Below are 21232 nucleotides of genomic sequence, written 5' to 3' on the forward strand. Positions count from 1 at the left end.
AAAAGGCACTCTAACAGGTGGTAAATAGATATATATTTAAAAAGCAGTTATAATAATTGATGCATATTATCTATGAAAGAAAAAACGCAGTGCCAGCATTTCAAAAGAAACAGATAATAGGCACCGCCTTTGATATTATCCTGATCATATCACTCCTTTTACTCCTAGCAGAGCCGGTCTTTGCAGAGCCACAAATTTCGACAGGCTCCAGCTGGGCGAATCTAATTGAAGAGGCATATCAGGAATCAGGACAACCTATATCCACAAATGCTTCTACATCAGGACTGTACACATGGGAAAGCCCTATGTGGCTTAAATTGTCTGTAGGAATAGGCGGAAGCCTTCTACTGTTAATGATAATACTGAGCTTTGTATTAAGAGATAAGATAGAGAAAAAGACCCTGGAGCTCAATTCAAAGAACAGGCAGCTTGAGATCGAGGTAAGAGAGAGAAAGATTGCGGAAGATAAGCTGAAGAACTATTCCGCGCAGCTCAAGAATTCCAATGAACTGAAAGATCTGTTTACCGATATCCTCAGGCATGATCTTATCAACCCTGCAACTGTGATCAAAGGTTATGTAGAATATCTGATCGAATACGAGAATGATACAAAAAAAATCACTGCACTAAAAGCCATAGAACGTAATAATCTAAAACTCATCCAGATGATCGAGAACGCTGCAAGTCTTGCAAAACTGGAGAACGTTGAAGAGCTGGAGTTTGAGGAAATGGATCTCAGAGCGATCCTTGAAGAGGTCGTTCAGGGACTTCAGCCAAAAGCGGACGATAAGGAGATGCATATAAGGTTCGACCCTCAGGGAAATTATCCTGCACAGGTAAACAGGATAGTAGAGGAAGTTTTTTCCAATCTGATAGCAAACAGCATTAAGTACTCTCCTCCTGCAAGCATGATCGGGATAGACTTGTGTGCCCTGAATGATAAGTACTGGAAGATATCAGTCGTAGATAACGGTTCCGGCATTTCGGAAGATGATAAAAAGTATATTTTTGACCGCTTCAAGCGTGCGGAAAAAACAAACATAAAAGGGACCGGACTTGGACTTGCAATTGCCAAGCGCATAATAGAACTGCATGATGGACAGATAGGAGTGGAAGACAATCCTTCCGGAACAGGATCCGTTTTCTGGGTCACCCTGCACAGGTAAAAATGTTGACAGGAATTCAGTAGATATTCTCTCTGCGGTCCTTGAAAACAGTTATCTCCTCTCTGATCTTTGACGTCTCAGCTGTGTCAATAACATGTAACAGTATGCACTCATCCTCTCCTGCTTCATGCATGATCTGCCCTGAAGCATCCACGATCACAGAACCTCCGAAGAAGGAAGTATCCCCGCTTTCACCTGTGCGGTTGCAGGCAATGTGAGGTATCTGATTCTCTATTGCCCTTGCCATTGCTAGTGTCCTCCATACATGGTGTCGGGGCTTTGGGAACTGTGCGACTGTGATAAGGATATCTGAGCCGCAGAGGGAAAGCTTTCTTGCGACTTCCGGGAATCTCAGTTCATAACATATCTCAAGCCCGATGATGAGGTCATGGCTCCTGAGCCTGCAGGGGGATATGTTATCACCTGACAGGAAATATTGCCTTTCTCTCTTGAAAGGATGGGTTTTGCGATATGTGCCCGTAATTTCCCCGGATTCTATGCAAATACCGAGATTGTAATAACTTCTTCCGGCAGGTGCACTCCTGTCCTGGGGCAGCCCCTTTTCGAGAATGGAGGTAACTATCACACAATCATGCTTGCGGGAGAGATCCTGGAGCATACTGACTGTCAGGCCGGTGATTGCCTCAGCGGAGGCTTCCATATCATCATAGCAGAAGCCTGTGGAGAATAATTCAGGCAGGACCAGCAATTGGGCGTCTTTTGATATAGCCTGCTCTGCCATCGAAATTGCCTTGTGCAGGTTTTCATCTTTACTGCAAAGGCTTACATCCATCTGTATACAGGCAACAGTTATTTGAGTCATTTGGCAGTCGTGGGCATTGCTCGTAAAATAGTATTAGCCAAAATCATTGATAGTCGTTTTCTTTGTACGGGGAGTCAGGCCGCTTATATCCACAGATAATTTCAACATCTTCAGAAGAAGATGATTGGAGTGTTTGAGAAGCTCACTGCTCAACTGGTCACACTCATAGGCAGGGTCTGAGCCCAGGATAGTAAATTTTGTTATGCTCGCAGCATATTCTTTCAGGTTCTCGTTCCGGGACTCTTTTATAGCACGGCCGGATCGGGAAAGACAGTCATTTATATTCTTGGAACCAAAGCCAATCTTCTGAAGTTCTTCCCTGAATACAGGCCTGTCAAGTATGTTCGTAATAACATACACTGCGACCGGTAAAGCGAATTCCGGTTCAAAGGACCTCATTTCTCTGGAAATAAGGGAATAGATATCGGGCAGCGCATTGTCGCCTTTTGTTTCTATTTTCATATAAACTTTAGAAGGAGGAATATCCACTTCGTTCAACTTCTTCAGGTCGCGGAGAGCACGCAGATAACCGGTCATCACAAGCCGATGCTCATTGATCCCTATTTCCTTTAACTCACGTGTGATGGCACTTATGGAAAGCTGTTTACCTTCCAGAATTTCATTTAGATGGGAGTAGAGATTTTCGGGCATGTTTTTCGCACCATTATTGATAACAAATCTGAATATACTTAGCGTTTTAAGTTCTTAATGATTTTGGCAAGAGGCAGCTATAAAAACAATTACTTATATTAAAAGTGAACCTTATTGTAATATGGAAAAACACGCTTTAACAGGATAAACTCAGCCATAAAATTATTGCAGCCTGACATAAAGCGTTCACTTAATTTTAGAATAATAGTCATTTGAATTTATTACGGCAGCTGATGGCGCTGCACTTATCATCTATTAGGAGGAGGCAAATGCATCTACACACCTTTACCAAAACACCAACCATACCTGTTGAGGTCACTGAGCGATCTTTAAGTGATCTTACCGATGCTATGCAGTACACAGGATTCCAGGGGCGTAAGCTTGCAGAGTCCGTGAAAGCCTGGGAAAATATGTTCAAGGAAGACGGAGTTACTATCTTCATGGGGCTGAGTGGGGCAATGGTGCCTGCAGGAATGCGCAACATCATTACCTACCTGATAGAGAACCGGCTGATAGACTGCCTCGTAAGCACGGGAGCTAACATTTTTCATGACTGTCACGAGGCCCTCGGGCTTAAACATTATGTGGGCTCACATATAGCAGATGACTGCGAACTTCTGGGACATGGTATCGACAGGATATATGATGTGTTCGCCTATGAGGAGGAGTTCAGGAATACCGACCACTTTGTAGCTGACTTTGCCAAAAAACATGCTGGTAAGACATATTCCTCACGTGAGTTCATACATCTGCTGGGTAAAGAGATATCCGAGAAGGGCAACAAGAACTCGATAATAGTAAGCGCATACAAGCACAACGTCCCTATTTTCATTCCAGCGCTGTCTGACAGCTCGATCGGTATCGGACTTACAATAGCAAGAAGGAACGGCTATAATATCAATATCGACCAGATCAAGGATGTCGACGAGATCACGCAGATGGTTGAGGCATCCGAAAAGACAGGTGTCGTATACGTCGGAGGCGGCGTGCCCAAGAATTTCATCCAGCAGACGGAGGTAGTTGCGTCCATAATGGGGCATGAAGTAGCCGGGCATGAGTACGCGATACAGTATACGACCGATGCACCTCACTGGGGCGGGCTATCGGGTTGTACTTTCGATGAGGCCGTATCCTGGGGAAAGATCTCCAAGGAAGCAAAAAAGGTCCAGGTATTCGTTGACGCAACTATCGCACTTCCTATCGTGACACATGCACTTAACGAAAAAACTAAGGGCTACAAGCGTAAAATCCCTTGTTTTGAGTGGAATGGCGATGGTGCAGAACTGCATTTTGAAACTCATTGAAAACAAAACACATTTATTCCTCAAAAGCCAATATAACAGGTACTTAATCAAACAATTATTGAGCAAGGTATAATCCCACATGAACGATGGAGAGGTTCAGTGGCTAGAATAGGTCTGTATATGAGGTAACTAAATGAGTAAACGAACAAGAATAATCAACGACCCTTCTGAACTCGTACCTCTGCTTCAGGTTTTTGGATCAAAGAGACATAAAAAGGTATTTGATGCACTTCTTAACCTATGGATGACAAAGGATGGCCTGGAAGATATGCTGGGAACCGATGTCACGCATAGTATCAATGTCCTCAAGAAAAGCGGACTGATAGAAAGCCAATGGCACATGCCGGAGCCGGGAAAAACACCCGAGAAAGAATATCGCACATCTTATTCAAAGGTCCAGACAAACTTCCAGTGTTCCTTTGAGGATATGAGCGACATCATCATGCTGACTTTTATGCCATATGAAGAAGTGAAGGATTCAATAGAAGAACTTGAAAAATTAGTAGAGCAAGGGAACAATTCAATGAGCAGTCTTACACGAGCACTGAACAAGAGCCCGCTGTACATACGTGCAGTAGCCAGACGCTCCGATAATTTGACTGTCATGGGACAAAGACTGAAGATGACAGATGAGGAAAAGGAATGATAGAACTCCTTCATAGCAAGAGCGGTATCACCAAATTCCAGATTCTCATAGAAGTAGCCGCTCACCAGCCTAATGTAAGGCAGAAGGAAATCGCTGAAAAGATAGGCGTCACACCGCAGGCAGTATCAGAGTATATAAAAGAGCTGGTTGCCGAGGGCCAGATATACTCAGAAGGAAGAGTACGCTACCGCATCACCAAGCAGGGTGTTGAATGGGTACTTGAGAACGCAAACGACATGAAGCGCTATGCACGCTATGTCATGAGCGACATAATCAGCCATGTGTCCACCTGGACCGCCATAGCTGAGGAAGAACTAACCAAAGGTGAAAAGGTTTACCTCAGGATGAGCAAGGGACTTCTATATGTTGGCACAAAGGATGTCACAAATGCCTCCGGGACAACCATATCTGATGCAAAGGAAGGAGAAGATGTGGGGGTTACTGACCTGCTGGGGCTTATTGACCTGGAAAATGCGGCCATCACTGTCTGCAGGATACCTAGGGTCGAAAGAGGAGGATCAAAGAATGTTGATATTGAACGTCTCAGGTCCCTGGCAAAGTCCAAGTCCTATATTGCAACTGTCGGTGTTGAGTCCCTTGTTGCGCTAAAGAGGATAGGCCTGAAGCCTGACGTGATGTTTGGTGCTAGGGAGTCTGTCGTCGAGGCGGCATATCATGGCCTCTCATCGCTGGTACTTGCCATTGACGAGGAAGTGCCTGCTATCCTGAGCAGGCTTGAGACAGAGAATCTGGAATATGAACTTGTGGACCTGAGTATCCAATGAAACTTTTAGTAATATCTGATACACATCTTGAAACTGATACTATTCCGCAGTATCTCGCAGGCATTATCGGGGACTATGACCTCGTTGTGCATGCAGGGGACTTCAGCTCCATGGCTTTTTACAGGGCCCTTGAATCTACAGGTAAACTCCGGGCAGTCCACGGGAATACCGATGAGAAGGAGCTGCAGGAGCTTCTTCCTGAAAAGCTCATCTTTGAAGTGGAGGGAGTTAAGATAGGAGTCGTACACGAAGGAGCGCTGTCCATAGTAGATACCACCCCGATGAGGTACCTGGCACTCGAAATGGGTGTAAATGTGCTGATATTTGGTCATCTGCACAGGCCGATAATAGAAAAAAGGGATGTGCTCTTGATCTGCCCGGGATCACCCACAAAACCAAGGATGTCAGATCCCTGTGCAGTTGAACTTATAATAGATAACGGTTCGTTGAACGCGAACATTATAGAGATAAATGGACAATCATGCAGCTATGTTGATTATTCGAGGAAACTTGAACGGGAAAAAAGTTCCTGATTCCATTAAAACAGATTGTCAATTACTGGTTCTTCCCATTGACCGTTTCGGTTTTGAACATAACCCCTGTTCCTTTAAGAGTCATCTGGATCTTATCCCCAAAGCGAAGGATATCATCCAGGTCAACATTATCGCTCCATTCATACACATAGTCATAGGCACCCTGGACAGGTTTGAAACCAAGAGACATCAGGCTCCTGTTGACTTCAGAGGGCATGCCACCATCACTACTGTACCAGAGCAAAAGATATGTTTTCATCAAACTACCTTCAAGATTATGAATGAGATATGTGCTTATGACCCTTTTGGTCATATTTCCAAATCACATTGATTAATAGATAACAAAGAGAAAAGCATGGTGCAGGTAAAACTGCACCTGTAAAGATTCCTGACAATGCCCGATACAAGCCTAATAGGTCTCTTTCAAAGACTGAAGAGCGTGTGAGACCATTGAGTAGTAATGCCTTACATCAGGGGCATAATACTCTTTTGCTTGTGCCACATCCGGAGATTCAGAGCCTCCTTCAAGCTCTTTAAGCCTTGTGAGGGTCTTTCGGGCAGTATCCATTACCCAGATATCCCTTGTCTGACCATCCACAATATGCATAGATTCCGGACGCACTGAGGTCAGTACATCTCCTTCACCTGTCGTATAGGTGCTTGGCTTGCCGACGATGGCGACAAAAGCAGGGGTTTCACATTCTGCGAGGGCCTGGGCAGCTTCCGGCTGGTACTGTCCTGCATATATCATGAAGGAGCCAGTGGGGTCTATAACCCTGCCGCGCCAGTATTCCGAATCTGTCCCGATGTCTTCCTTCTCTACAAGAGTACCGACAATGAATATCCTGTTAACCCTGGCACCTGTAGGTGTCATTAAGTATTGCGGAGCATATTGATCATCCCCGTCCTTGAATGTCAGGGTCGATTCCCTGAATTCCTGAGCAAAGACCCTCCTTGCAACTTCTCGTGAATAGCCGGCCATTTATACCACCTCTGATGCAGCTATGAGCTCATCCAGTTCCTGCGTGTCTATGGTTGATCTGGGAGCCATGGAATCTACCAGCAGGTATCTCTCAACCCTTGAGCCAGTAGCTGTATAATATTTGCCTACAAGCAGCTTCTTCATCTCTTCAAGCACTACGCCCTGATCAAGGGCATCTGCTGCAAGGGATATTGCACTCTCAAGTGTAAGTCCCGTCATCTCTTCTGCAAGATCCCTCTTTATGATCGCATCCTGTGCAGTGACACCATCATCCAGGACAGCCTTGATCCTGAGATCGTAGACCCCGTCCACCTTCCCATGCTCCATGCATGCGCCCTTGGTAAGTGCTCTGTTGCATTGAGGGCAACGCTTTATCAGACCGGACCCGGACTGGATATCTACCAGAGCGCCGATGAATGTGATTGTTGATGTGCCTACCGTGATGTCCTCGTCTAGTTGCTCTACCGAACTGCTCTTGTTCATGTTGAGCTGGAACTTTCCATTCCACTCGTTGACAACAACGTTCTTGAAATAGTAAGTCTGGCCTTCGACGACTTCCGGGAATTCAGCACTTCCCCATTTTGTGAATTTGATAGTGCCGGTTTCATCACCAATGAGACCAACCTGGGAGATCGACTCATGAGTGTTTTCCCAAAGCTGCACAACCTTGCCCTTTATATTCACCCACTTTCCGTCAACGTTCAGTTCGGAGATCTTCATAAGAGGCGATTCCGACTGGCCGGCATAAAACTGGTTTTTGGGGATGTTGTGCTCTTTTAAGAAATAGTTAACAACACTTCTTCTTGCTTCCTCTTTGGGGACCTTGAACTTGCTGACCATTTTGTCAAGCCTGTCTTCAATATCCTCAAGGGAAATCTCTACTCCAAGTTCCTGGAACTTTCTGTGAATCTCTTGCGAAATCTCTTTCATTTTCAAACCTCAGGCCTCTTGTTTGTGCGTCATTTTGGAGAGGCAATTGTAGTGTAGGTGTTAGTAGTATATAATCTCGCACCAAGCATGGTGAAAGTATTCGCAATCACCATAAACGTTATGCCAGGACGATATCAATGTAGTTCATTGAGGACCTCGTATGTAAAACTTAAGCTTGTTCAGCTTCTTCAGCAGCATGTTATTGACGCCTTCTGAAGAGAGCGGTTTATGCTTCTTGATGATCAGCAGGGGGCCCTTGTATCCCTTGGCCAGCACATAAGGCAGATTACCTATTAAAGAGAACTTGAACCTGCTGCTTGAGTCACCTATTATCAGGAGATCGTCTTCCATAAGGAACTCAAGTACCGCATTCTCAGCCGAGAAGTGTTCCTTCACATGATAAACAATAGGTGCCATAGAAGTATCCCTGGCAAGCTCCTCAAGATCACGGTGAGCAGAAACTTTCACATCCTCTGCAACATTGGGCTTTACCACTCTCAGTACATGCAGCGGAGCACCAGTGCTCTTTGACAATCTCCTGGCAAGATGCAACCCATAGCGAGAGTTCTCCTTCCCGTTATAGGCAACGACTATGCGTCCTATCTTCGCAGGAAGATAACCTTTCAATACAACTGTATTGTTGTTTGCAACAGAAAGTACCTGGTTTGCAACAGTTCCAAGAGATGGATGGAAGCGGTTCACTTCATGCCATCCAATTATGATGAAATCGACTTTCTCCAGTTGAGCCTGCTCCATTATGGAATTCGTGATGCTGTGGTCAAAAGCTATTATGTATTCCCTTTCGTGGCCTACAATTATAGGAAATTTTTCAAACCTTTCCCTCAGGAGGCCATCCATCATGAGCCTGTTCTCATGAAATGCTTCCTGAGCTGCTGTTAAACTGGTCTGCTGAGGGACTTTGATAACGCTAAGACCTATTATCTGATCACCAAGATTGTCGGCAAGATAAAGCAGGTCCATTTCATGTTTTGGGTTTGCTATTGGGACAAGTATCTTGATCTTAGAACTGGCCTCCAGTGGTACAGGCTGGATGTTGTTTTCCAGGACATCAAAAATGTCATATTTGGGAAAGGCTTTTCCTTTTCCATAGTACTTGTACCACGTTAGCCCTGCAAAGATGATAAACAATGCGAAAACCAGGGGCAATAACCCCATAGTAGGCAACAATGCAAGACTGAAAATAATGCCTATTATCTGAGTGCAAGGATAAAAAGGGTCGCTGAAGGCAGGTTTATACTCTTCGAGCGATCTGTTCCTCAGGATTATTACCGAGGAATTGATCAATACGAACATGAGGATATTAAAAGTACCTCCAAGTCTTGCCAGTTGTTCCACATTAAACAGCAATAAAAGCAATATCATCAGGATTCCGGTAGCCAGGATCGCATTGTGAGGAGTGTCATACTTTTCGTGTATCGAAATAAACCACCGCGGAATCAGATTATCCCTGCTCATGGCGAAAGGGAACCTTGAGGATGACATTATAGCAGCGTTGGCAGTAGAAATAGTAGCAAGGAGACCAGCGATGACAATCATCACTTTACCAAGATTGCCACCCATCATTTCAGCAACATCTACCAGAGGAGTATAGGTGTTCATTGATTGCTCAAAGGTAAGGGCTCCGCTTATCACAATCATCACACCAAGATAGATGAGCGTTACTACCGCGACAGAAGAAATTAGTGCCAAAGGAAGGTTCCTTGAAGGGTTTTTCACCTCTTCAGATACTGACGCAAGCTCACTTATTCCCAGATATGAAATGAATATGAGCCCAGTGGTAGCAAATATCGAAGAATATCCAAATGGTACAAAAGGAGTGAAACGAGAAGAATCTATTATGGAATATCCCCTTAATATGAAAGCACCCATTATCAAAATCAAGAATATGACAATAAGGTTCTGGAAAGATGCGCTTCCTTTTGCTCCCCTGTAGTTAATGACCAGAAATACAAGACCTGCTGATACTGCTGTGACCATTATGGGTATTGGAATTAATACAAAAAGATAATCTGCCAGCCCGATCAGCGCAAAAGAACCTTTGAACACCAGTGCAAGCCATGCCCCCAAACCGATGACAGCGCCAAAGGCTGCACCCATCGCCCTGCTGATGAAATAATAACTGCCTCCTGCCTTGGGCATGCCGGTAGCCAGTTCAGCCATGCTTATGGCAGTTGCCATTGATATGATGCCGCCAAAAAGGAAAGAGAGTATAGCTGCCGGACCTGCTGCGGATATTGCTATCCCGGGCAATATGAATATGCCCGCCCCTATCATTGTACCTGTCCCGATGGCAAAGGTCTGAAAAAAACCCAGGCTGCGTCCAAGTCTTTCTGTGGTTCTGATCGTACCCATTGATATACCTCATGTGGTCAAATTATTACACCAATACTAAGAAAGTAAAGGAGTGGGTTTGGTTTTTCTGCCGAAAGGACCAGTAACAAATGATAGTTAAGTAATCAAGTAAGTGGTCAAATAAGTATAAAAATGTCACTATTTTCATTTGCCTTCCACATAAATGACTTCAGGTTCTCACACAATGTTTAAAATAGAAAAACATGATTAATGGTTACTTACGCAAGAAAAAATGTATATAAGCAGAATTATCGAGTATGGGTGATAAGAATGGTCTCAATCAGGGAAGAAGATATAAAAATACCTTTAGATGTACCGCTGGCTGCGCGTGCAACCTACTTAAAGAACTATATGGAAATAACCAAAGGGACAGGAAGGATGATGCTTTTTGCAGGCGACCAGAAAGTGGAGCACCTGAACGATGATTTCTTCGGCAAGGGCATCCCGGAGGATGACAACGACCCTGAACACCTTTTCAGGATAGCAGCCAAAGGGAAGATTGGTGTTTTCGCTACGCAGCTTGGCCTTATTGCGAGATATGGGATGGACTATGCGGACGTACCTTATCTGGTGAAGGTCAATTCCAAGTCCAACCTTGTGGAAACCGAGCAGATGGACCCTTTCAGCAACCAGTGGTACGATGCCAGGCAGGTAGCTGAGTTCCGCGACAACAGCGGGCTCAGGATACTTGGCGTTGGGTACACCATTTACCTTGGAAGCGAGTTTGAGGCCGATATGCTGAACCAGGCAGCTCAGCTCATATACGAATCACACAGGTATGGCCTTATCACAGTCCTCTGGATATACCCCCGGGGAGCAGCAGTGGAGGACGAGAAAGACCCGCATCTTATAGCAGGTGCTACAGGAGTCGGGGCAGCCCTTAACGCTGACTTTGTGAAGGTAAACTACCCCAAGAAGGAAGGACAGAAGTCCGAAGAAGTATTCAAAGAGGCAGTATTGGCTGCCGGAAGGACAAAAGTGGTTTGTGCAGGTGGCTCCAGTGATGAATGTGAACCATTCCTGAGAAAGCTGCACAAACAGATACACATAAGCGGCGCCCAGGGAAATGCAACCGGCAGGAATATCCATCAGAGACCGCTGGATGAAGCTGTGAGGATGTGCAATGCCGTCTACGCCATAACGATAGAGGATGCGTCGGTGGAAGAGGCACTGCAGATATACAAAGGCAAGTAAAAGAGGCTACTTGTAGCCTCTTTATTAATCTCATCATTTTTATTGATGTATTTTTTGGTTCCTGTATCACATGCAACTTGAGCGAATGCTGTGTGCTTATGAAAGAGCTAAGGTTTTCCCTGCATACCCAGGATAGAAAAAGTGTCTCCAGCATAATGAATGCCATACTTACAGTATGGTAACGAGCACATCAAAAGAAAAAAAGCTTCCGGAAGTAATAAATCCCGGAAATATTTAGATTACTTATCGCATCCACACTCGAAATCAAAACCCAGCATGAAAGTGCCTGTGCCGTGTATATTCTTAAGGCCCATTCTCTCTTTCATATATTCATCACTCGGAGGAGATGGGGAAGCTAGTGTTGCATTGCACACTTCAGGGACATCATCCACTTCAGGGCAGGGTTTCGGAGGCATCACTATAATCAGCGGATCTTTTTTACCATCCATCTTTTTAAGAACACCTGTATCAAAGAGTACAATATTTCCAATAATAAGGTTGGTTTTGCAGTTTTTAAGTTCTTTCAGTTTCTGCTCGTCATCAACATCCTCGCCCACCACACAACCATGATGCATAAGGATCACATTTGGTCCCGGGGGCCATTTGAAATTCATATCGGTCGTGAATGCAAATATTACATCATTCTCAAGGACCTGCTTGACACCTTTGTTATCGCCTATCCCAAGACCCATCAGGGTCATCTGATCGGCCTTCTTTTCCAGTTCCCTGATAATCTCACGGTCCTGATCGGTGAGAACAAGAATATCTCCCACACCGCTCATATTCTTAATACAACAGATGACCTGTTCTATAATCTCATCACGCTGCATGATCTACCTCACATTTATACATATAAATAGTTAAATTGTAGTCTTGTGCTGTCACAATTAATATTTATCTATATTTAAGTATAACGCATATTATAACACCTTGCACTATATCAATACCGACCATCGAACCGGTAAAATAAATAGGCCTTTCAGACAATTGCTCTGAAGAAACCTACTTTAGGCTCGTATATGTGCCCTTCTGAAAGGAGCGAACGTACAGTCTTTTCAACTGATACTGCCGGAATGTTCTTTGAACCTGCTTGCCGGAGAAGCTCAGTGTATTCCATACCTTTTCCCCCGTTCATCTCCTGCAGAAGATCCATGATAAATTCCTCAGTATCGAAAAGGTCGCCTGAAACTGCAGACAGACTGCTCTCTATGGAGAACAGGGCATCCCTGATATGTTTCCTCATACCCTGGATGTAAGACCTGTCAGTTCGATAAAAGTCCAGAGCCATGCATACCCCTTCTGCAATATGCGACGGTACGTTCTTCAGTGAAAGGTGGTCGAACAGCTCCATTCCGCTAATGCCTGATGATAGGGCCTCTTCAAAGACATCCAGACGATCAAGTGTCAGTTCCGCGGTATCAACCATCCATCGATTACGAGTGTTCTCATCAGCGTGGTTGATCTCCTCAGGACGCAATGAGACAAAAACCGAGCCATCTCCCGGTTCATACGAACGGACCTTTCCGATAATGGTCACAAAAGAAGGGACTTCAACTGTCGAAAGGAACACCGATGTTTCCGGCTGGAAATTTCCCGAATACACGGTAAATGTACCTGTCGGGTCCGACACTCTTGCTCTCCACAGCTCCTTTTCTCCCCCTTTATGACTCCCGATATCTTCTACCTCCGTTATGACTCCGGCTATAAAAAGACGATTCACCTTTGCACCTGCCGTTGTCACAAGGAAATTCGGGGCATGCAGGTCTGCCTGGCTGGTAACGTCCGAGCTGGAGCTGATCTGGAATCTGGAGTCATTGAACTCCCTGGCAAATACCCTGTGGGCCATCTCTCTTTCAGCCATCGTCAATCACCTTTCCTTCAATTCTTTCAAGCAGAGAGCTTATGCGTTCCTTAAGGTCTGTATTCGGGTACCAGGCAGACTTTGCAACCAGAGTGACACCAAACTCATTCCGTGAGGAGTTACCCCTGATAACAATATACTTTCCTGTAAGCACGCGTTTCATGTCATCGTAGACAACCTCTTTGGAAATGGATTCCAGGGCCATCTTTTCTGCTTCATACATGCTCTTTCCGTAAACCACCTCTGACAACTCGCAGTTAAGCATCACATGTAGGGAGCCGGTCCCATCATCAAGGATAAACTTTATGCGCATGTCAGACACACAATCAACTGAACCGTGAGCCCTGCAGTTTGCTTTCTGGGTCACTCTGTTACACACAGGGCACCGGTCGATCATCCCGGAACCAGGCCTGACTGAAATAATATTCCCAGCTACGGTTACATCGAATATACCGCTCTTTTCAAGTACCTTGCCAATAGGAACAGGATCTGATGCCTTGCTTACAGACTCCAGCGTGAATGGCAGATCCTCAGGCTGTGATATCACGCTTACAGCAGTACTCTCGCTGAAATTAATGGAAGGCAATCCCCTGAATATCCTGACGGTTGCACCTTCAAACCGAATAAAGCTCCCGATATCCGCACCTTTGAGCGGTGTCCACGAAGTAAAGGGAAGCTTTGCAGTCTCGTCTGCAATGACACCCTCGGTGATTGTCAATAGTTTGCCCTTCATCGGGACATCCCGGTGGTACATCTCAACTATGACCACAATAGAATTTGCCACCACATCAGCAGGAGCTATATCCTGAAGCTTCTTAAGATTCTGGTGGGACATCTCTTCTATTCCCTGCACCATGCCATCCGGGAGCTTCTCGATCTGCGAACGCTTGCCAAAGTAAAGCTCGGGTCGGTTATTCCACAGTCTTGTGTATGCATTCTTTATCCGGACAGCATCTCCGGCCTTAAGCGACATGTCATCCCAGCACGTAAAAGAGCAGATACCGGTACCATCCCCAAAAGAGCCGGTAAAAACACTTCTCTGCTCTCCCTGTACAGTGACAGTCCTTTTCTCAATGCTGATGATGCGGCCTGTGATATCAAAACTGTTCATTCCGCTCACTAAATCCTTTACCTGGACAGATGTCGGGGACCTTGACATAAACCTGTTCAGGATGGTTCTTTTTGCCTCGTCGAGCGGAACCTTGAACTGCAAGAGCTTTTCCAGTTCAATTCTTATTTCTTCTGCATATCTGTTTCCAAGCGCCCTGCTTATTTCCTCTACATGGGGCGCAATTCTCTCATCCATAGATAGCCTCCGTATATAAGTGAAGGTCATATTAGAAAGTCATTATCAAAATAGGGCCATCAGCAATAAATATAACCCGCTGACAAAACTCTCAATTCTAAAAATGGTAAAAGAAAGGTATATCAACTATCATACCTCATTTTCCGTGTGGAGTGAATCATTGTTTGTCGGCCCGACATATCTCCACGCAGGAGGAACTTACATGCCAAAACTTGCAATCGTATACCTTAGTACCCAGGGAAATACACAGATGATGGCTGAAGCCATCGCAGAAGGAGCCAGGGAACGCCATGTTGAAGTAAAGGTCAACAATTTCCATGAGTGGGACCCTGCCGAGATAGCAGATTATGATGCCATAGCTGTCGGATCATCTACATTTTATTATACCATGCTTGACCCTATAGCAAAGTTCATTGACCGGATAGTCGAGGTTGGTGTTGATGGGAAGATAGGGGCTGCTTTTGGCTCTTACGGCTGGAGTGGAGAGGCGCCGGTAAAGATAGCAGAAAAACTGCGCAATGCCGGAGTAGAGGTTATTGACCCTGTGCTCAGGATACAGTACACACCCACCGAAAAGGATCTTTTTGAATGCAACCGCCTGGGGAAAGACCTTGCAGAGAGAATGAAGAACAGGTAATATCTTGCTCTCCTTCCGGAATTTCCGGATAATTTTTATTGTGCATTCTCCCCGGTTAAAATACACCTGCCTGACACCCTATTGAGTTTACTCTGTACTAAAAACAGCTATAATGCGGCTGCCGGGCTCATTTGAGGATTAAGCATCTTTATATACCTTATTTACCAATTAACATATATAGAATGCTTTATTAGAAGATGTAAGTTTTATTGAGGCGTATTTATGACAATAATACCATTTGCACCCATTGAAAGAGTAATAAGGAACGCTGGCGCACAGAGAGTCAGTGAATCAGCAGCAATGGCCCTTACTGAAATGCTTGAGTCTTACGGGTTAGAGGTTGCCAGGGAAGCTATAAAACTGGCAGAGCACGCAGGAAGGAAGACAGTCAAGGCTGAAGATATAAAGCTGGCCCGGGAAATGCTGGGCAAATAATCCCTGTTTTTGATTTTAAGTACTTTTTAGAGATTCAGGCCCTATATGCGTACTACAGACTTTTTCACGTACTTGGCTAACGTATAAGGAAAAGATCAAAGAGGCTTATACCTGTCAGCGTAACTATGCTGACAATTATACCTGCTATCATGACACCTGCCAGTATTGCAGGGAAAGCATGCCTGAATTGTATCCCAAATACAAATGCTGCAGCACACCCTGTCCATGCACCGGTGACCGGAAGGGGCACAGCTACAAAAAGGGTGAGTGCCAGAATGCCATACTTCTCAAACCTCTCGGAGTGGTTTTTATGGGTCCGGCCAAAAAGCCATGTGAAGAATCTGTCAAATATAGAATAACGACGCAGTTGAGTGGAAACGGGTTCAAGGAATAAGAGTAAAGGGATGACCGGAAGCATGTTCCCAAAGACCGCCAGCACATAAGCACTGGATGGAGGCAGGCCATAGACCCCCAAGGCTATAGGAATGGCGCCCCTAAGCTCGAATATTGGAAGGCAGCTTATTATGATGGTGGAAAGCCATGGAGGCACACTGCTCAGCAGCTCAAGTAACTGCACTTCCAGCGACATGATCATTCCTTTCCGGATAGTGCGAAATGAGCCAGCAGCGATTCCAGCTGGATGCGCTCGTTTGCACCTTCAGTAAGTCTGAAATCGATTTCTCCAATAACATCTATGAGCTCGACCATCTTTTTCTCAGGAATGTTTATTTCAAAGATAGCCCGGTATACCTGACCAATAACATCCTCACCTGAAAGTCCCTGCTCAAGCAGGAAAACATCCAGATGCTTTCTGGCCGCTGTAAAGTTACCTGAGAGAGCCGTTTCGATAAGCTCACGGACCTGCTCCGGCCGGGCAGTGGCAGTTATCTTGTAAATTGCATCCCTATGGATGGTATCAGCAATGAGCGCAGCCGCCTGAAGTGAGTTGATGGCTTTTCTCATATCACCCTGGGCAACATACTTGATAGCATCCACGCCGTCCTCGGCTATATCGAGTCCTTCGTTCCGGGCTACAAAACGCACGCGTCCTGCAACCGCCTCACCGGAGAGAGGGCGGAACCTGTATACGGCACATCTTGACTGTATGGGCTCAATTATCTTAGAGGAGTAATTGCATGAAAGGATAAAACGGCAGTTGTTAGTATAGCGCTCCATGGTGCGCCTGAGAGCTGACTGGGCATCGGATGTCAATGCATCGGCTTCATCAAGGAAGATTATCTTAAAGTCCGCGCCCCCGATAGGGGTTGTTTTTGCAAAGTTCTTTATCTTTGTCCTGACGACATCTATCCCGCGCTCATCAGAGGCATTCAGTTCTGTAAAGTTCTCACGCCATGAATCACCAAAAAGTTCACGCGCTATGGACACTGAAGTCGCGGTCTTGCCAACACCAGGAGGTCCGGAGAACAGTAGATGAGGCAGGTTGCGGGTCTTTATATAAGATTTTAACCTTTCAACCGTTTCAGTCTGGCCGACCACATCATCAAGCTTAAAGGGCCTGTATTTCTCAATCCATATCTCTTCTTTGATTTCTAACCCTCCGGCAGAAAAAGATAGTGTTTGACATGTATAGGTGAACGTTGTTTTTTAACCTTTCGTAAGCGCTTAAATATCTGAAAAATAGAGCAGGGGTGATGCTGCAACCAGCATTACCCGTTAAAATAGGCTTAACCGTAGATAAACCTGTAAGCGTACCTGCCAATGAAAGGTATCTTGAACTTCATTCCCCTGTAAGCCATGAATGCGAACAGGACTACAAGGAACATCGCGGGGAAGCCTATGAAATCGGCCAGCACCCAGCCTACGTATGGCACCCATGCTATGAAGAATACCAGCAGGGAAAGCGGCAGGAACACGAGGACCGACTGCATGGCATGGAACCTGACGAACCTGTTCTCCTTTTCGATGAGCAGGAGAATTATACCTGACACCCACAGCCCTACATAGCTCAATGCTGCGACCTTATTCTCTTCAATACCCAGTTTTGTATCGTATGTCACTATATCACCTCGCCTCAATGGTGTTCTGCGGACATTTCTCCACACATATTCCACAAGCTGTACACTTGTCCTGATCTATCACAGCAAGGAAATCAGTTACAGTGATAGCCTGCTCGGGACAGTTCTTCTCGCATATCTTGCAGCCTATGCAGCCTACAGTGCAAACTTCCTTCACTGCCTTACCCTTATCATGCGACACACAGCGAACGTGGATCTTTTCAGACTCCTTCGCAAAAGCCAGGACATCGTTGGGGCATGATGTTATACAAAGCCCGCAGCTTGTACACAGGTACTTGTTCACCTGGGGTAGCCTGTCATCTCCGATGTAAAGTGCATCAAAAGGACACGCACGCACACATGTACCGCGACCCATGCATCCATAGCTGCAACCTTTTTCGCCATCAGATAGCATCATGACCGCTTTGCAGTCCTCGAATCCTACATACTCAAAACGGTCAACGCAGTTGAGACCTCCATGGCACTTGATGAATGGATATTGTTTCTCACCTTCAGCGACTTCCTGTCCCATGATTCCGCCTATTTCTTTTGCAACATCAAAGCCACCTACAGGACAGCCGGTGATAGGAGCATTCTCATTGACCACGCGTTCAGCAAAGTCGCTGCATCCTGCGTAACCGCATGCACCACAGTTGACACCTGGAAGGACACTTATTATCTCCTCAACCAGCGGATTGGTTTCAACCTTGAACTTCTTTGATGCAAAGATCAGCATCAGGCCTACTGCAAGACCAAGGCCTCCAAGGATGGCCATCGACTCGATGAGGAAGGTGGTGGTAGTACTCATATTGGTATCACCCAGAAGTAATTAACAAATGCAAGCGATAGCATTGTAGCTATCAGGAAGGCCAGAGGAAGCCCTTTGATGGAAGAAGGAGTCCTCACAAATGATGAACGTTCCCTTATTGCAGACATCATCAGCATGACTATTGTAAATCCTATACCTGCAGAAATACCGAATACAACGCTCTGTATGAAATTGTACTCTGACTGGACGTTCAGCATCACTACACCAAGCACCGCACAATTGGTTGTGATAAGGGGAAGGTATATGCCCAGTGAGCGATACAGGGCAGGGATGTTCTTCCTGACCACGAATTCCACAAGCTGCACAAGTGCCGCAATGACCACGATGAAACTTATCAGGTCAAGGAATGTCATTGTTGTAGGTACCAGAATGTAAGTATATATCATATATGATGCCGTGGCTGCCAATGCCATGACAAAGACGACAGCACCTGCCATTCCTGCTGCACTCTTTACATCTTTGGTAACTCCCACGAAGGAGCACAGGCCAAGGAACTGTATGATAAGGAAGTTCTTGATGAACACACCTTCCAGAAATATCGCCAATAAAGCTTTTTCCATTTTAACCACCTTTTGCTCTCTTCTTAGCTCTCTGATAGTTGACGACTGCCATGATAATCCCTATTGTGAGGAATGCACCCGGAGGCATTATCATAGTGGTCACTGCAGGGTTTATCGGAAGCGACAAGAGTGTGTAACCAAATGCAACTATCTGCCCGGTTCCAAGAATCTCACGTATCCCGCCTATGAGCACCAGCACAAGAAGGAAACCTGCAGCAATACCCAACGCATCCACGAAGGAAAAGAACACATTATTCTTGCTTGCATAAGCCTCTGCACGCCCGATTATAATGCAGTTGACTACTATAAGGGGAATGAATATCCCAAGAGCTGCATGCATGGATGGCACATAGGCTTCCATTACCATCCTTATGATAGACACGAAAGTTGCTATGATTATGATGAATATGGGAAGCCTGACAGCTGAAGGTATCTGTTTTCTCAGCGTTGAAATGAATACGTTGGAGCATACCAGCACAAAAGCCGTGGCTACCGACATACCTATTGCGTTTTCCACAGATGTCGTGACTGCCAGTGCAGGACAGAGACCCAGCACAAGTCCAAGTATTGGGTTGTCCCTTGTAATCCCTCTAATAAATTCACTAAATGCGTCCATTATTTATCACCTAAGCCTCTGCAGTCTTTATCTGGTTGATCTTCGTGTTCAATGCAGTCACCACGGCCTGTGCAGAAACGGTAGCTCCGGTAATAGAATCAATTGAGCCGCCGCCGCTCCTGAGTGCAAGTTGTTGCACAGGAGCACCATCGAACTGATTCTGGAAAGCAGGTGTTGTTATCCTTGCACCAAGACCAGGGGTTTCCTCGTGTCTTAGAACATCCATTCCCAATACAGTGGAGAATGATGCATCAACGGCCCCTGCTACCATGATAGGCCCACCGTAACCTGTCTGCTGCTGGAAGAAAGCATAACCTATAATGTTGCCTGACCCGTCCAGAGCGCGGTAATAAAGGATCTCTCTCTCTCCATCAACATTTGCCGGCCCTTCGACAGGATCGAAGTTCTCTGCCCCGGGAACAAGCTCTCCAAGTATGGCTTCCTGAGCAGCCATTATATTCCTTTCTAACTGTGCCTGTGTAGGTATATAGGTAATTGCGAGCAACAAAGCTGCAATCACAGATATAAGGACGAGTTTCCCAATGACAACTACAGTGTCCTTATTAGATTCACTCATCTGATATCACCTCAAATTTCAAAGACGACGGAATTCTTTTCATAATTCGCCTGTAAGAGCTCTCAAGCAGAGATTCATGACCGAACATTGCAGGGAGCGTCTTTGTTTCAATGTATGCTGCTATGGCGTTCGCAAGGAATATACCGTAGAGTGTGCCATCAACATAATTCCCAAAGTATCCATAGATAGACACCAGCAGACCGCAGGCGAAACCATAGATAAGGCGACCGTTCTTGGTAACAGGGGAAGTTGGAGTGTCAGTAGCAAGGAAAAGGATACCAAAGAAAACAATGCCCACCATCACATACGATAGTTCGTCTGTCACCTCAAGGAAAATGAACATTGTCGCAAGATACATCAGAGGGTTTAACACACCTTCCTGTATAAGGCTCATCACTGCAGAGAAGAAAGCTACTGTCTGGTTGAAGAAGAAAACAGTCAGTGCAAATACAAGAGGCACTCTCCACTCAATATATTTTTTGTATATCAGATACACGCCGCCAAGCAGCAGAATGGGAGACACATCCACAAGCAGACCGGCACCATTCTCAAGTACGAGATCCGATAGTTGCCCCAGGTTCGGTATCGACATAGGAGTCATGAAACCCCCCCAGGCACTTCTGACAAATACCCATGAGACCAGCACCGGGTTGAACACGTATGAGCCAATACCCCCAAAGGCATGTTTACCGATAGTTATGGCAAAGAAAGCTCCAAAGATCGGTATCCATATAGGGGCTTCGGGCGGGGTCAGCAGTGCGAACATAAGTCCGATAAGTGCAGCATGACCATCCATGATAGTCACTTTCTTCTTGAAGATTCTCTGTATACCGTATTCTGTTGCAACCGCAGCAAGCACGGCTACAAGTATGATCTCAAGGGCCGGTATACCGAAGAAATATACAGATGCAAGGCTTACAGGAATAAGAGCCAGTATCTTGGCTCTATTTATAGATCTGAAACTGAATTTTGATTTTATATGTGGTGGAGCTGAAATCGTGTAATCCAT

The 21232-nt window shown here is 45.5% G+C and carries 25 protein-coding genes; 8 read left to right on the forward strand and 17 right to left on the reverse strand.

Annotated features, from left to right (window positions below):
- The first annotated feature begins 59 nt into the window (after positions 1-59).
- Complete coding sequence (locus tag Q8J68_RS08630) at positions 60-1166, forward strand: sensor histidine kinase KdpD (RefSeq protein ID WP_305311112.1); 1107 nt, start codon at positions 60-62, stop codon at positions 1164-1166.
- Positions 1167-1182: 16 nt separating this feature from the next.
- Here the strand turns inward: Q8J68_RS08630 and Q8J68_RS08635 are convergent, their stop codons facing one another.
- Together Q8J68_RS08635 and Q8J68_RS08640 are read right to left on the reverse strand one after the other, a co-directional pair.
- Complete coding sequence (locus Q8J68_RS08635; RefSeq protein ID WP_305311113.1) at positions 1183-1989, reverse strand: nitrilase-related carbon-nitrogen hydrolase; 807 nt, start codon at positions 1987-1989, stop codon at positions 1183-1185.
- Positions 1990-2022: 33 nt separating this feature from the next.
- Positions 2023-2640 carry a hypothetical protein gene (locus Q8J68_RS08640; protein WP_305311114.1) on the reverse strand — a complete coding sequence of 206 codons (618 nt, stop codon included), beginning with the start codon at positions 2638-2640 and terminating at the stop codon, positions 2023-2025.
- Positions 2641-2909: 269 nt separating this feature from the next.
- Here Q8J68_RS08640 and Q8J68_RS08645 point away from each other — a divergent pair, with 269 nt between their 5' ends.
- The 4 genes from Q8J68_RS08645 to Q8J68_RS08660 all read left to right on the forward strand — a co-directional run bounded on the left by Q8J68_RS08645 (position 2910) and on the right by Q8J68_RS08660 (position 5908).
- The gene (locus Q8J68_RS08645) at positions 2910-3944 is read left to right on the forward strand and encodes a deoxyhypusine synthase (RefSeq protein ID WP_305311115.1); all 1035 of its coding nucleotides are present in this window, start codon (positions 2910-2912) and stop codon (positions 3942-3944) included.
- A 133-nt stretch (positions 3945-4077) separates the two neighbouring features.
- Positions 4078-4590, forward strand: a complete 513-nt coding sequence (locus Q8J68_RS08650) for an ArsR family transcriptional regulator (RefSeq protein ID WP_015053121.1) — start codon at positions 4078-4080, stop codon at positions 4588-4590.
- Positions 4587-5375, forward strand: a complete 789-nt coding sequence (locus tag Q8J68_RS08655; protein ID WP_305311116.1) for a winged helix-turn-helix transcriptional regulator — start codon at positions 4587-4589, stop codon at positions 5373-5375. The genes Q8J68_RS08650 and Q8J68_RS08655 overlap by 4 nt, the downstream gene beginning before the upstream one ends.
- Complete coding sequence (locus tag Q8J68_RS08660; protein WP_305311117.1) at positions 5372-5908, forward strand: metallophosphoesterase; 537 nt, start codon at positions 5372-5374, stop codon at positions 5906-5908. The genes Q8J68_RS08655 and Q8J68_RS08660 overlap by 4 nt, the downstream gene beginning before the upstream one ends.
- A gap of 22 nt (positions 5909-5930) precedes the next feature.
- Here the strand turns inward: Q8J68_RS08660 and Q8J68_RS08665 are convergent, their stop codons facing one another.
- The 4 genes from Q8J68_RS08665 to Q8J68_RS08680 form a co-directional block, all read right to left on the reverse strand.
- On the reverse strand, positions 5931-6167 hold the full coding sequence (locus tag Q8J68_RS08665; protein WP_305311118.1) for a hypothetical protein: 237 nt from the start codon (positions 6165-6167) through the stop codon (positions 5931-5933).
- Between the two features lie 150 nt (positions 6168-6317).
- Positions 6318-6890, reverse strand: a complete 573-nt coding sequence (locus tag Q8J68_RS08670; RefSeq protein ID WP_305311119.1) for an RPA family protein — start codon at positions 6888-6890, stop codon at positions 6318-6320.
- Complete coding sequence (locus Q8J68_RS08675) at positions 6891-7820, reverse strand: replication factor A (protein ID WP_305311120.1); 930 nt, start codon at positions 7818-7820, stop codon at positions 6891-6893.
- A gap of 144 nt (positions 7821-7964) precedes the next feature.
- Complete coding sequence (locus tag Q8J68_RS08680; RefSeq protein ID WP_305311121.1) at positions 7965-10193, reverse strand: amino acid permease; 2229 nt, start codon at positions 10191-10193, stop codon at positions 7965-7967.
- Between the two features lie 270 nt (positions 10194-10463).
- On the opposite strand from Q8J68_RS08680, the gene Q8J68_RS08685 reads away from it, so the two are divergent.
- Entirely contained in the window at positions 10464-11387 is a 924-nt protein-coding gene (locus Q8J68_RS08685; RefSeq protein WP_305311122.1) for an aldolase, read from the forward strand.
- Positions 11388-11626: 239 nt separating this feature from the next.
- On the opposite strand, the gene Q8J68_RS08690 is transcribed toward Q8J68_RS08685, so the two are convergent.
- The 3 genes from Q8J68_RS08690 to Q8J68_RS08700 all read right to left on the reverse strand — a co-directional run bounded on the left by Q8J68_RS08690 (position 11627) and on the right by Q8J68_RS08700 (position 14554).
- Positions 11627-12217: a hypothetical protein gene (locus tag Q8J68_RS08690; RefSeq protein WP_305311123.1), complete on the reverse strand. Its 591-nt coding sequence runs from the start codon at positions 12215-12217 to the stop codon at positions 11627-11629.
- A gap of 149 nt (positions 12218-12366) precedes the next feature.
- Entirely contained in the window at positions 12367-13248 is an 882-nt protein-coding gene (locus Q8J68_RS08695; RefSeq protein ID WP_305311124.1) for an RPA family protein, read from the reverse strand.
- Entirely contained in the window at positions 13241-14554 is a 1314-nt protein-coding gene (locus Q8J68_RS08700) for a Single-stranded DNA binding protein (protein ID WP_305311125.1), read from the reverse strand. Before Q8J68_RS08700 ends, Q8J68_RS08695 begins: the two co-directional genes overlap by 8 nt.
- Before the next feature lie 202 nt (positions 14555-14756).
- On the opposite strand from Q8J68_RS08700, the gene Q8J68_RS08705 reads away from it, so the two are divergent.
- Together Q8J68_RS08705 and Q8J68_RS08710 are read left to right on the forward strand one after the other, a co-directional pair.
- The gene (locus Q8J68_RS08705; RefSeq protein WP_305311126.1) at positions 14757-15191 is read left to right on the forward strand and encodes a flavodoxin domain-containing protein; all 435 of its coding nucleotides are present in this window, start codon (positions 14757-14759) and stop codon (positions 15189-15191) included.
- A gap of 222 nt (positions 15192-15413) precedes the next feature.
- Positions 15414-15626, forward strand: coding sequence for a histone family protein (locus Q8J68_RS08710; protein WP_305311127.1), 213 nt, complete (start codon positions 15414-15416; stop codon positions 15624-15626).
- A gap of 76 nt (positions 15627-15702) precedes the next feature.
- Here Q8J68_RS08710 and Q8J68_RS08715 read toward each other — a convergent pair whose 3' ends face one another.
- From Q8J68_RS08715 to rnfD, 8 genes are all read right to left on the reverse strand, one after another.
- Positions 15703-16215 (reverse strand): small multi-drug export protein, encoded by a 513-nt coding sequence (locus Q8J68_RS08715; RefSeq protein ID WP_305311128.1) that lies wholly within the window; start codon positions 16213-16215, stop codon positions 15703-15705.
- 2 nt (positions 16216-16217) lie between these two features.
- On the reverse strand, positions 16218-17174 hold the full coding sequence (locus Q8J68_RS08720) for a replication factor C small subunit (protein WP_305311151.1): 957 nt from the start codon (positions 17172-17174) through the stop codon (positions 16218-16220).
- 137 nt (positions 17175-17311) lie between these two features.
- Positions 17312-17644 (reverse strand): DUF4870 domain-containing protein, encoded by a 333-nt coding sequence (locus Q8J68_RS08725; protein WP_305311129.1) that lies wholly within the window; start codon positions 17642-17644, stop codon positions 17312-17314.
- A gap of 4 nt (positions 17645-17648) precedes the next feature.
- Positions 17649-18449, reverse strand: coding sequence for an Rnf electron transport complex subunit RnfB (rnfB, locus tag Q8J68_RS08730; protein WP_305311130.1), 801 nt, complete (start codon positions 18447-18449; stop codon positions 17649-17651).
- Positions 18446-19030: an Rnf electron transport complex subunit RnfA gene (rnfA, locus tag Q8J68_RS08735; protein ID WP_305311131.1), complete on the reverse strand. Its 585-nt coding sequence runs from the start codon at positions 19028-19030 to the stop codon at positions 18446-18448. The genes rnfB and rnfA overlap by 4 nt, the downstream gene beginning before the upstream one ends.
- 1 nt (position 19031) lies before the next feature.
- Positions 19032-19646: an Rnf electron transport complex subunit RnfE gene (gene rnfE / locus Q8J68_RS08740; RefSeq protein ID WP_305311132.1), complete on the reverse strand. Its 615-nt coding sequence runs from the start codon at positions 19644-19646 to the stop codon at positions 19032-19034.
- 10 nt (positions 19647-19656) lie between these two features.
- The gene (gene rnfG / locus Q8J68_RS08745; RefSeq protein WP_305311133.1) at positions 19657-20223 is read right to left on the reverse strand and encodes an Rnf electron transport complex subunit RnfG; all 567 of its coding nucleotides are present in this window, start codon (positions 20221-20223) and stop codon (positions 19657-19659) included.
- A complete protein-coding gene (rnfD, locus tag Q8J68_RS08750; RefSeq protein WP_305311134.1) occupies positions 20216-21232 on the reverse strand; it encodes an Rnf electron transport complex subunit RnfD in 1017 nt (338 codons plus the stop codon). The genes rnfG and rnfD overlap by 8 nt, the downstream gene beginning before the upstream one ends.

This window comes from Methanolobus sp. (assembly GCF_030682845.1).
GTDB lineage: Archaea > Halobacteriota > Methanosarcinia > Methanosarcinales > Methanosarcinaceae > Methanolobus.

Excerpts from the sequence above, each read along its gene's own strand:
- Q8J68_RS08630 (WP_305311112.1), top strand. The coding sequence starts at position 60 with ATGCATATTATCTATGAAAGAAAAAACGCAGTGCCAGCATTTCAAAAG.
- Q8J68_RS08635 (WP_305311113.1), bottom strand. The coding sequence starts at position 1,989 with ATGACTCAAATAACTGTTGCCTGTATACAGATGGATGTAAGCCTTTGC.
- Q8J68_RS08640 (WP_305311114.1), bottom strand. The coding sequence starts at position 2,640 with ATGCCCGAAAATCTCTACTCCCATCTAAATGAAATTCTGGAAGGTAAA.
- Q8J68_RS08645 (WP_305311115.1), top strand. The coding sequence starts at position 2,910 with ATGCATCTACACACCTTTACCAAAACACCAACCATACCTGTTGAGGTC.
- Q8J68_RS08650 (WP_015053121.1), top strand. The coding sequence starts at position 4,078 with ATGAGTAAACGAACAAGAATAATCAACGACCCTTCTGAACTCGTACCT.
- Q8J68_RS08655 (WP_305311116.1), top strand. The coding sequence starts at position 4,587 with ATGATAGAACTCCTTCATAGCAAGAGCGGTATCACCAAATTCCAGATT.
- Q8J68_RS08660 (WP_305311117.1), top strand. The coding sequence starts at position 5,372 with ATGAAACTTTTAGTAATATCTGATACACATCTTGAAACTGATACTATT.
- Q8J68_RS08665 (WP_305311118.1), bottom strand. The coding sequence starts at position 6,167 with ATGAAAACATATCTTTTGCTCTGGTACAGTAGTGATGGTGGCATGCCC.
- Q8J68_RS08670 (WP_305311119.1), bottom strand. The coding sequence starts at position 6,890 with ATGGCCGGCTATTCACGAGAAGTTGCAAGGAGGGTCTTTGCTCAGGAA.
- Q8J68_RS08675 (WP_305311120.1), bottom strand. The coding sequence starts at position 7,820 with ATGAAAGAGATTTCGCAAGAGATTCACAGAAAGTTCCAGGAACTTGGA.
- Q8J68_RS08680 (WP_305311121.1), bottom strand. The coding sequence starts at position 10,193 with ATGGGTACGATCAGAACCACAGAAAGACTTGGACGCAGCCTGGGTTTT.
- Q8J68_RS08685 (WP_305311122.1), top strand. The coding sequence starts at position 10,464 with ATGGTCTCAATCAGGGAAGAAGATATAAAAATACCTTTAGATGTACCG.
- Q8J68_RS08690 (WP_305311123.1), bottom strand. The coding sequence starts at position 12,217 with ATGCAGCGTGATGAGATTATAGAACAGGTCATCTGTTGTATTAAGAAT.
- Q8J68_RS08695 (WP_305311124.1), bottom strand. The coding sequence starts at position 13,248 with ATGGCTGAAAGAGAGATGGCCCACAGGGTATTTGCCAGGGAGTTCAAT.
- Q8J68_RS08700 (WP_305311125.1), bottom strand. The coding sequence starts at position 14,554 with ATGGATGAGAGAATTGCGCCCCATGTAGAGGAAATAAGCAGGGCGCTT.
- Q8J68_RS08705 (WP_305311126.1), top strand. The coding sequence starts at position 14,757 with ATGCCAAAACTTGCAATCGTATACCTTAGTACCCAGGGAAATACACAG.
- Q8J68_RS08710 (WP_305311127.1), top strand. The coding sequence starts at position 15,414 with ATGACAATAATACCATTTGCACCCATTGAAAGAGTAATAAGGAACGCT.
- Q8J68_RS08715 (WP_305311128.1), bottom strand. The coding sequence starts at position 16,215 with ATGTCGCTGGAAGTGCAGTTACTTGAGCTGCTGAGCAGTGTGCCTCCA.
- rnfB (WP_305311130.1), bottom strand. The coding sequence starts at position 18,449 with ATGAGTACTACCACCACCTTCCTCATCGAGTCGATGGCCATCCTTGGA.
- rnfA (WP_305311131.1), bottom strand. The coding sequence starts at position 19,030 with ATGGAAAAAGCTTTATTGGCGATATTTCTGGAAGGTGTGTTCATCAAG.
- rnfE (WP_305311132.1), bottom strand. The coding sequence starts at position 19,646 with ATGGACGCATTTAGTGAATTTATTAGAGGGATTACAAGGGACAACCCA.
- rnfG (WP_305311133.1), bottom strand. The coding sequence starts at position 20,223 with ATGAGTGAATCTAATAAGGACACTGTAGTTGTCATTGGGAAACTCGTC.
- rnfD (WP_305311134.1), bottom strand. The coding sequence starts at position 21,232 with ATGGATTACACGATTTCAGCTCCACCACATATAAAATCAAAATTCAGT.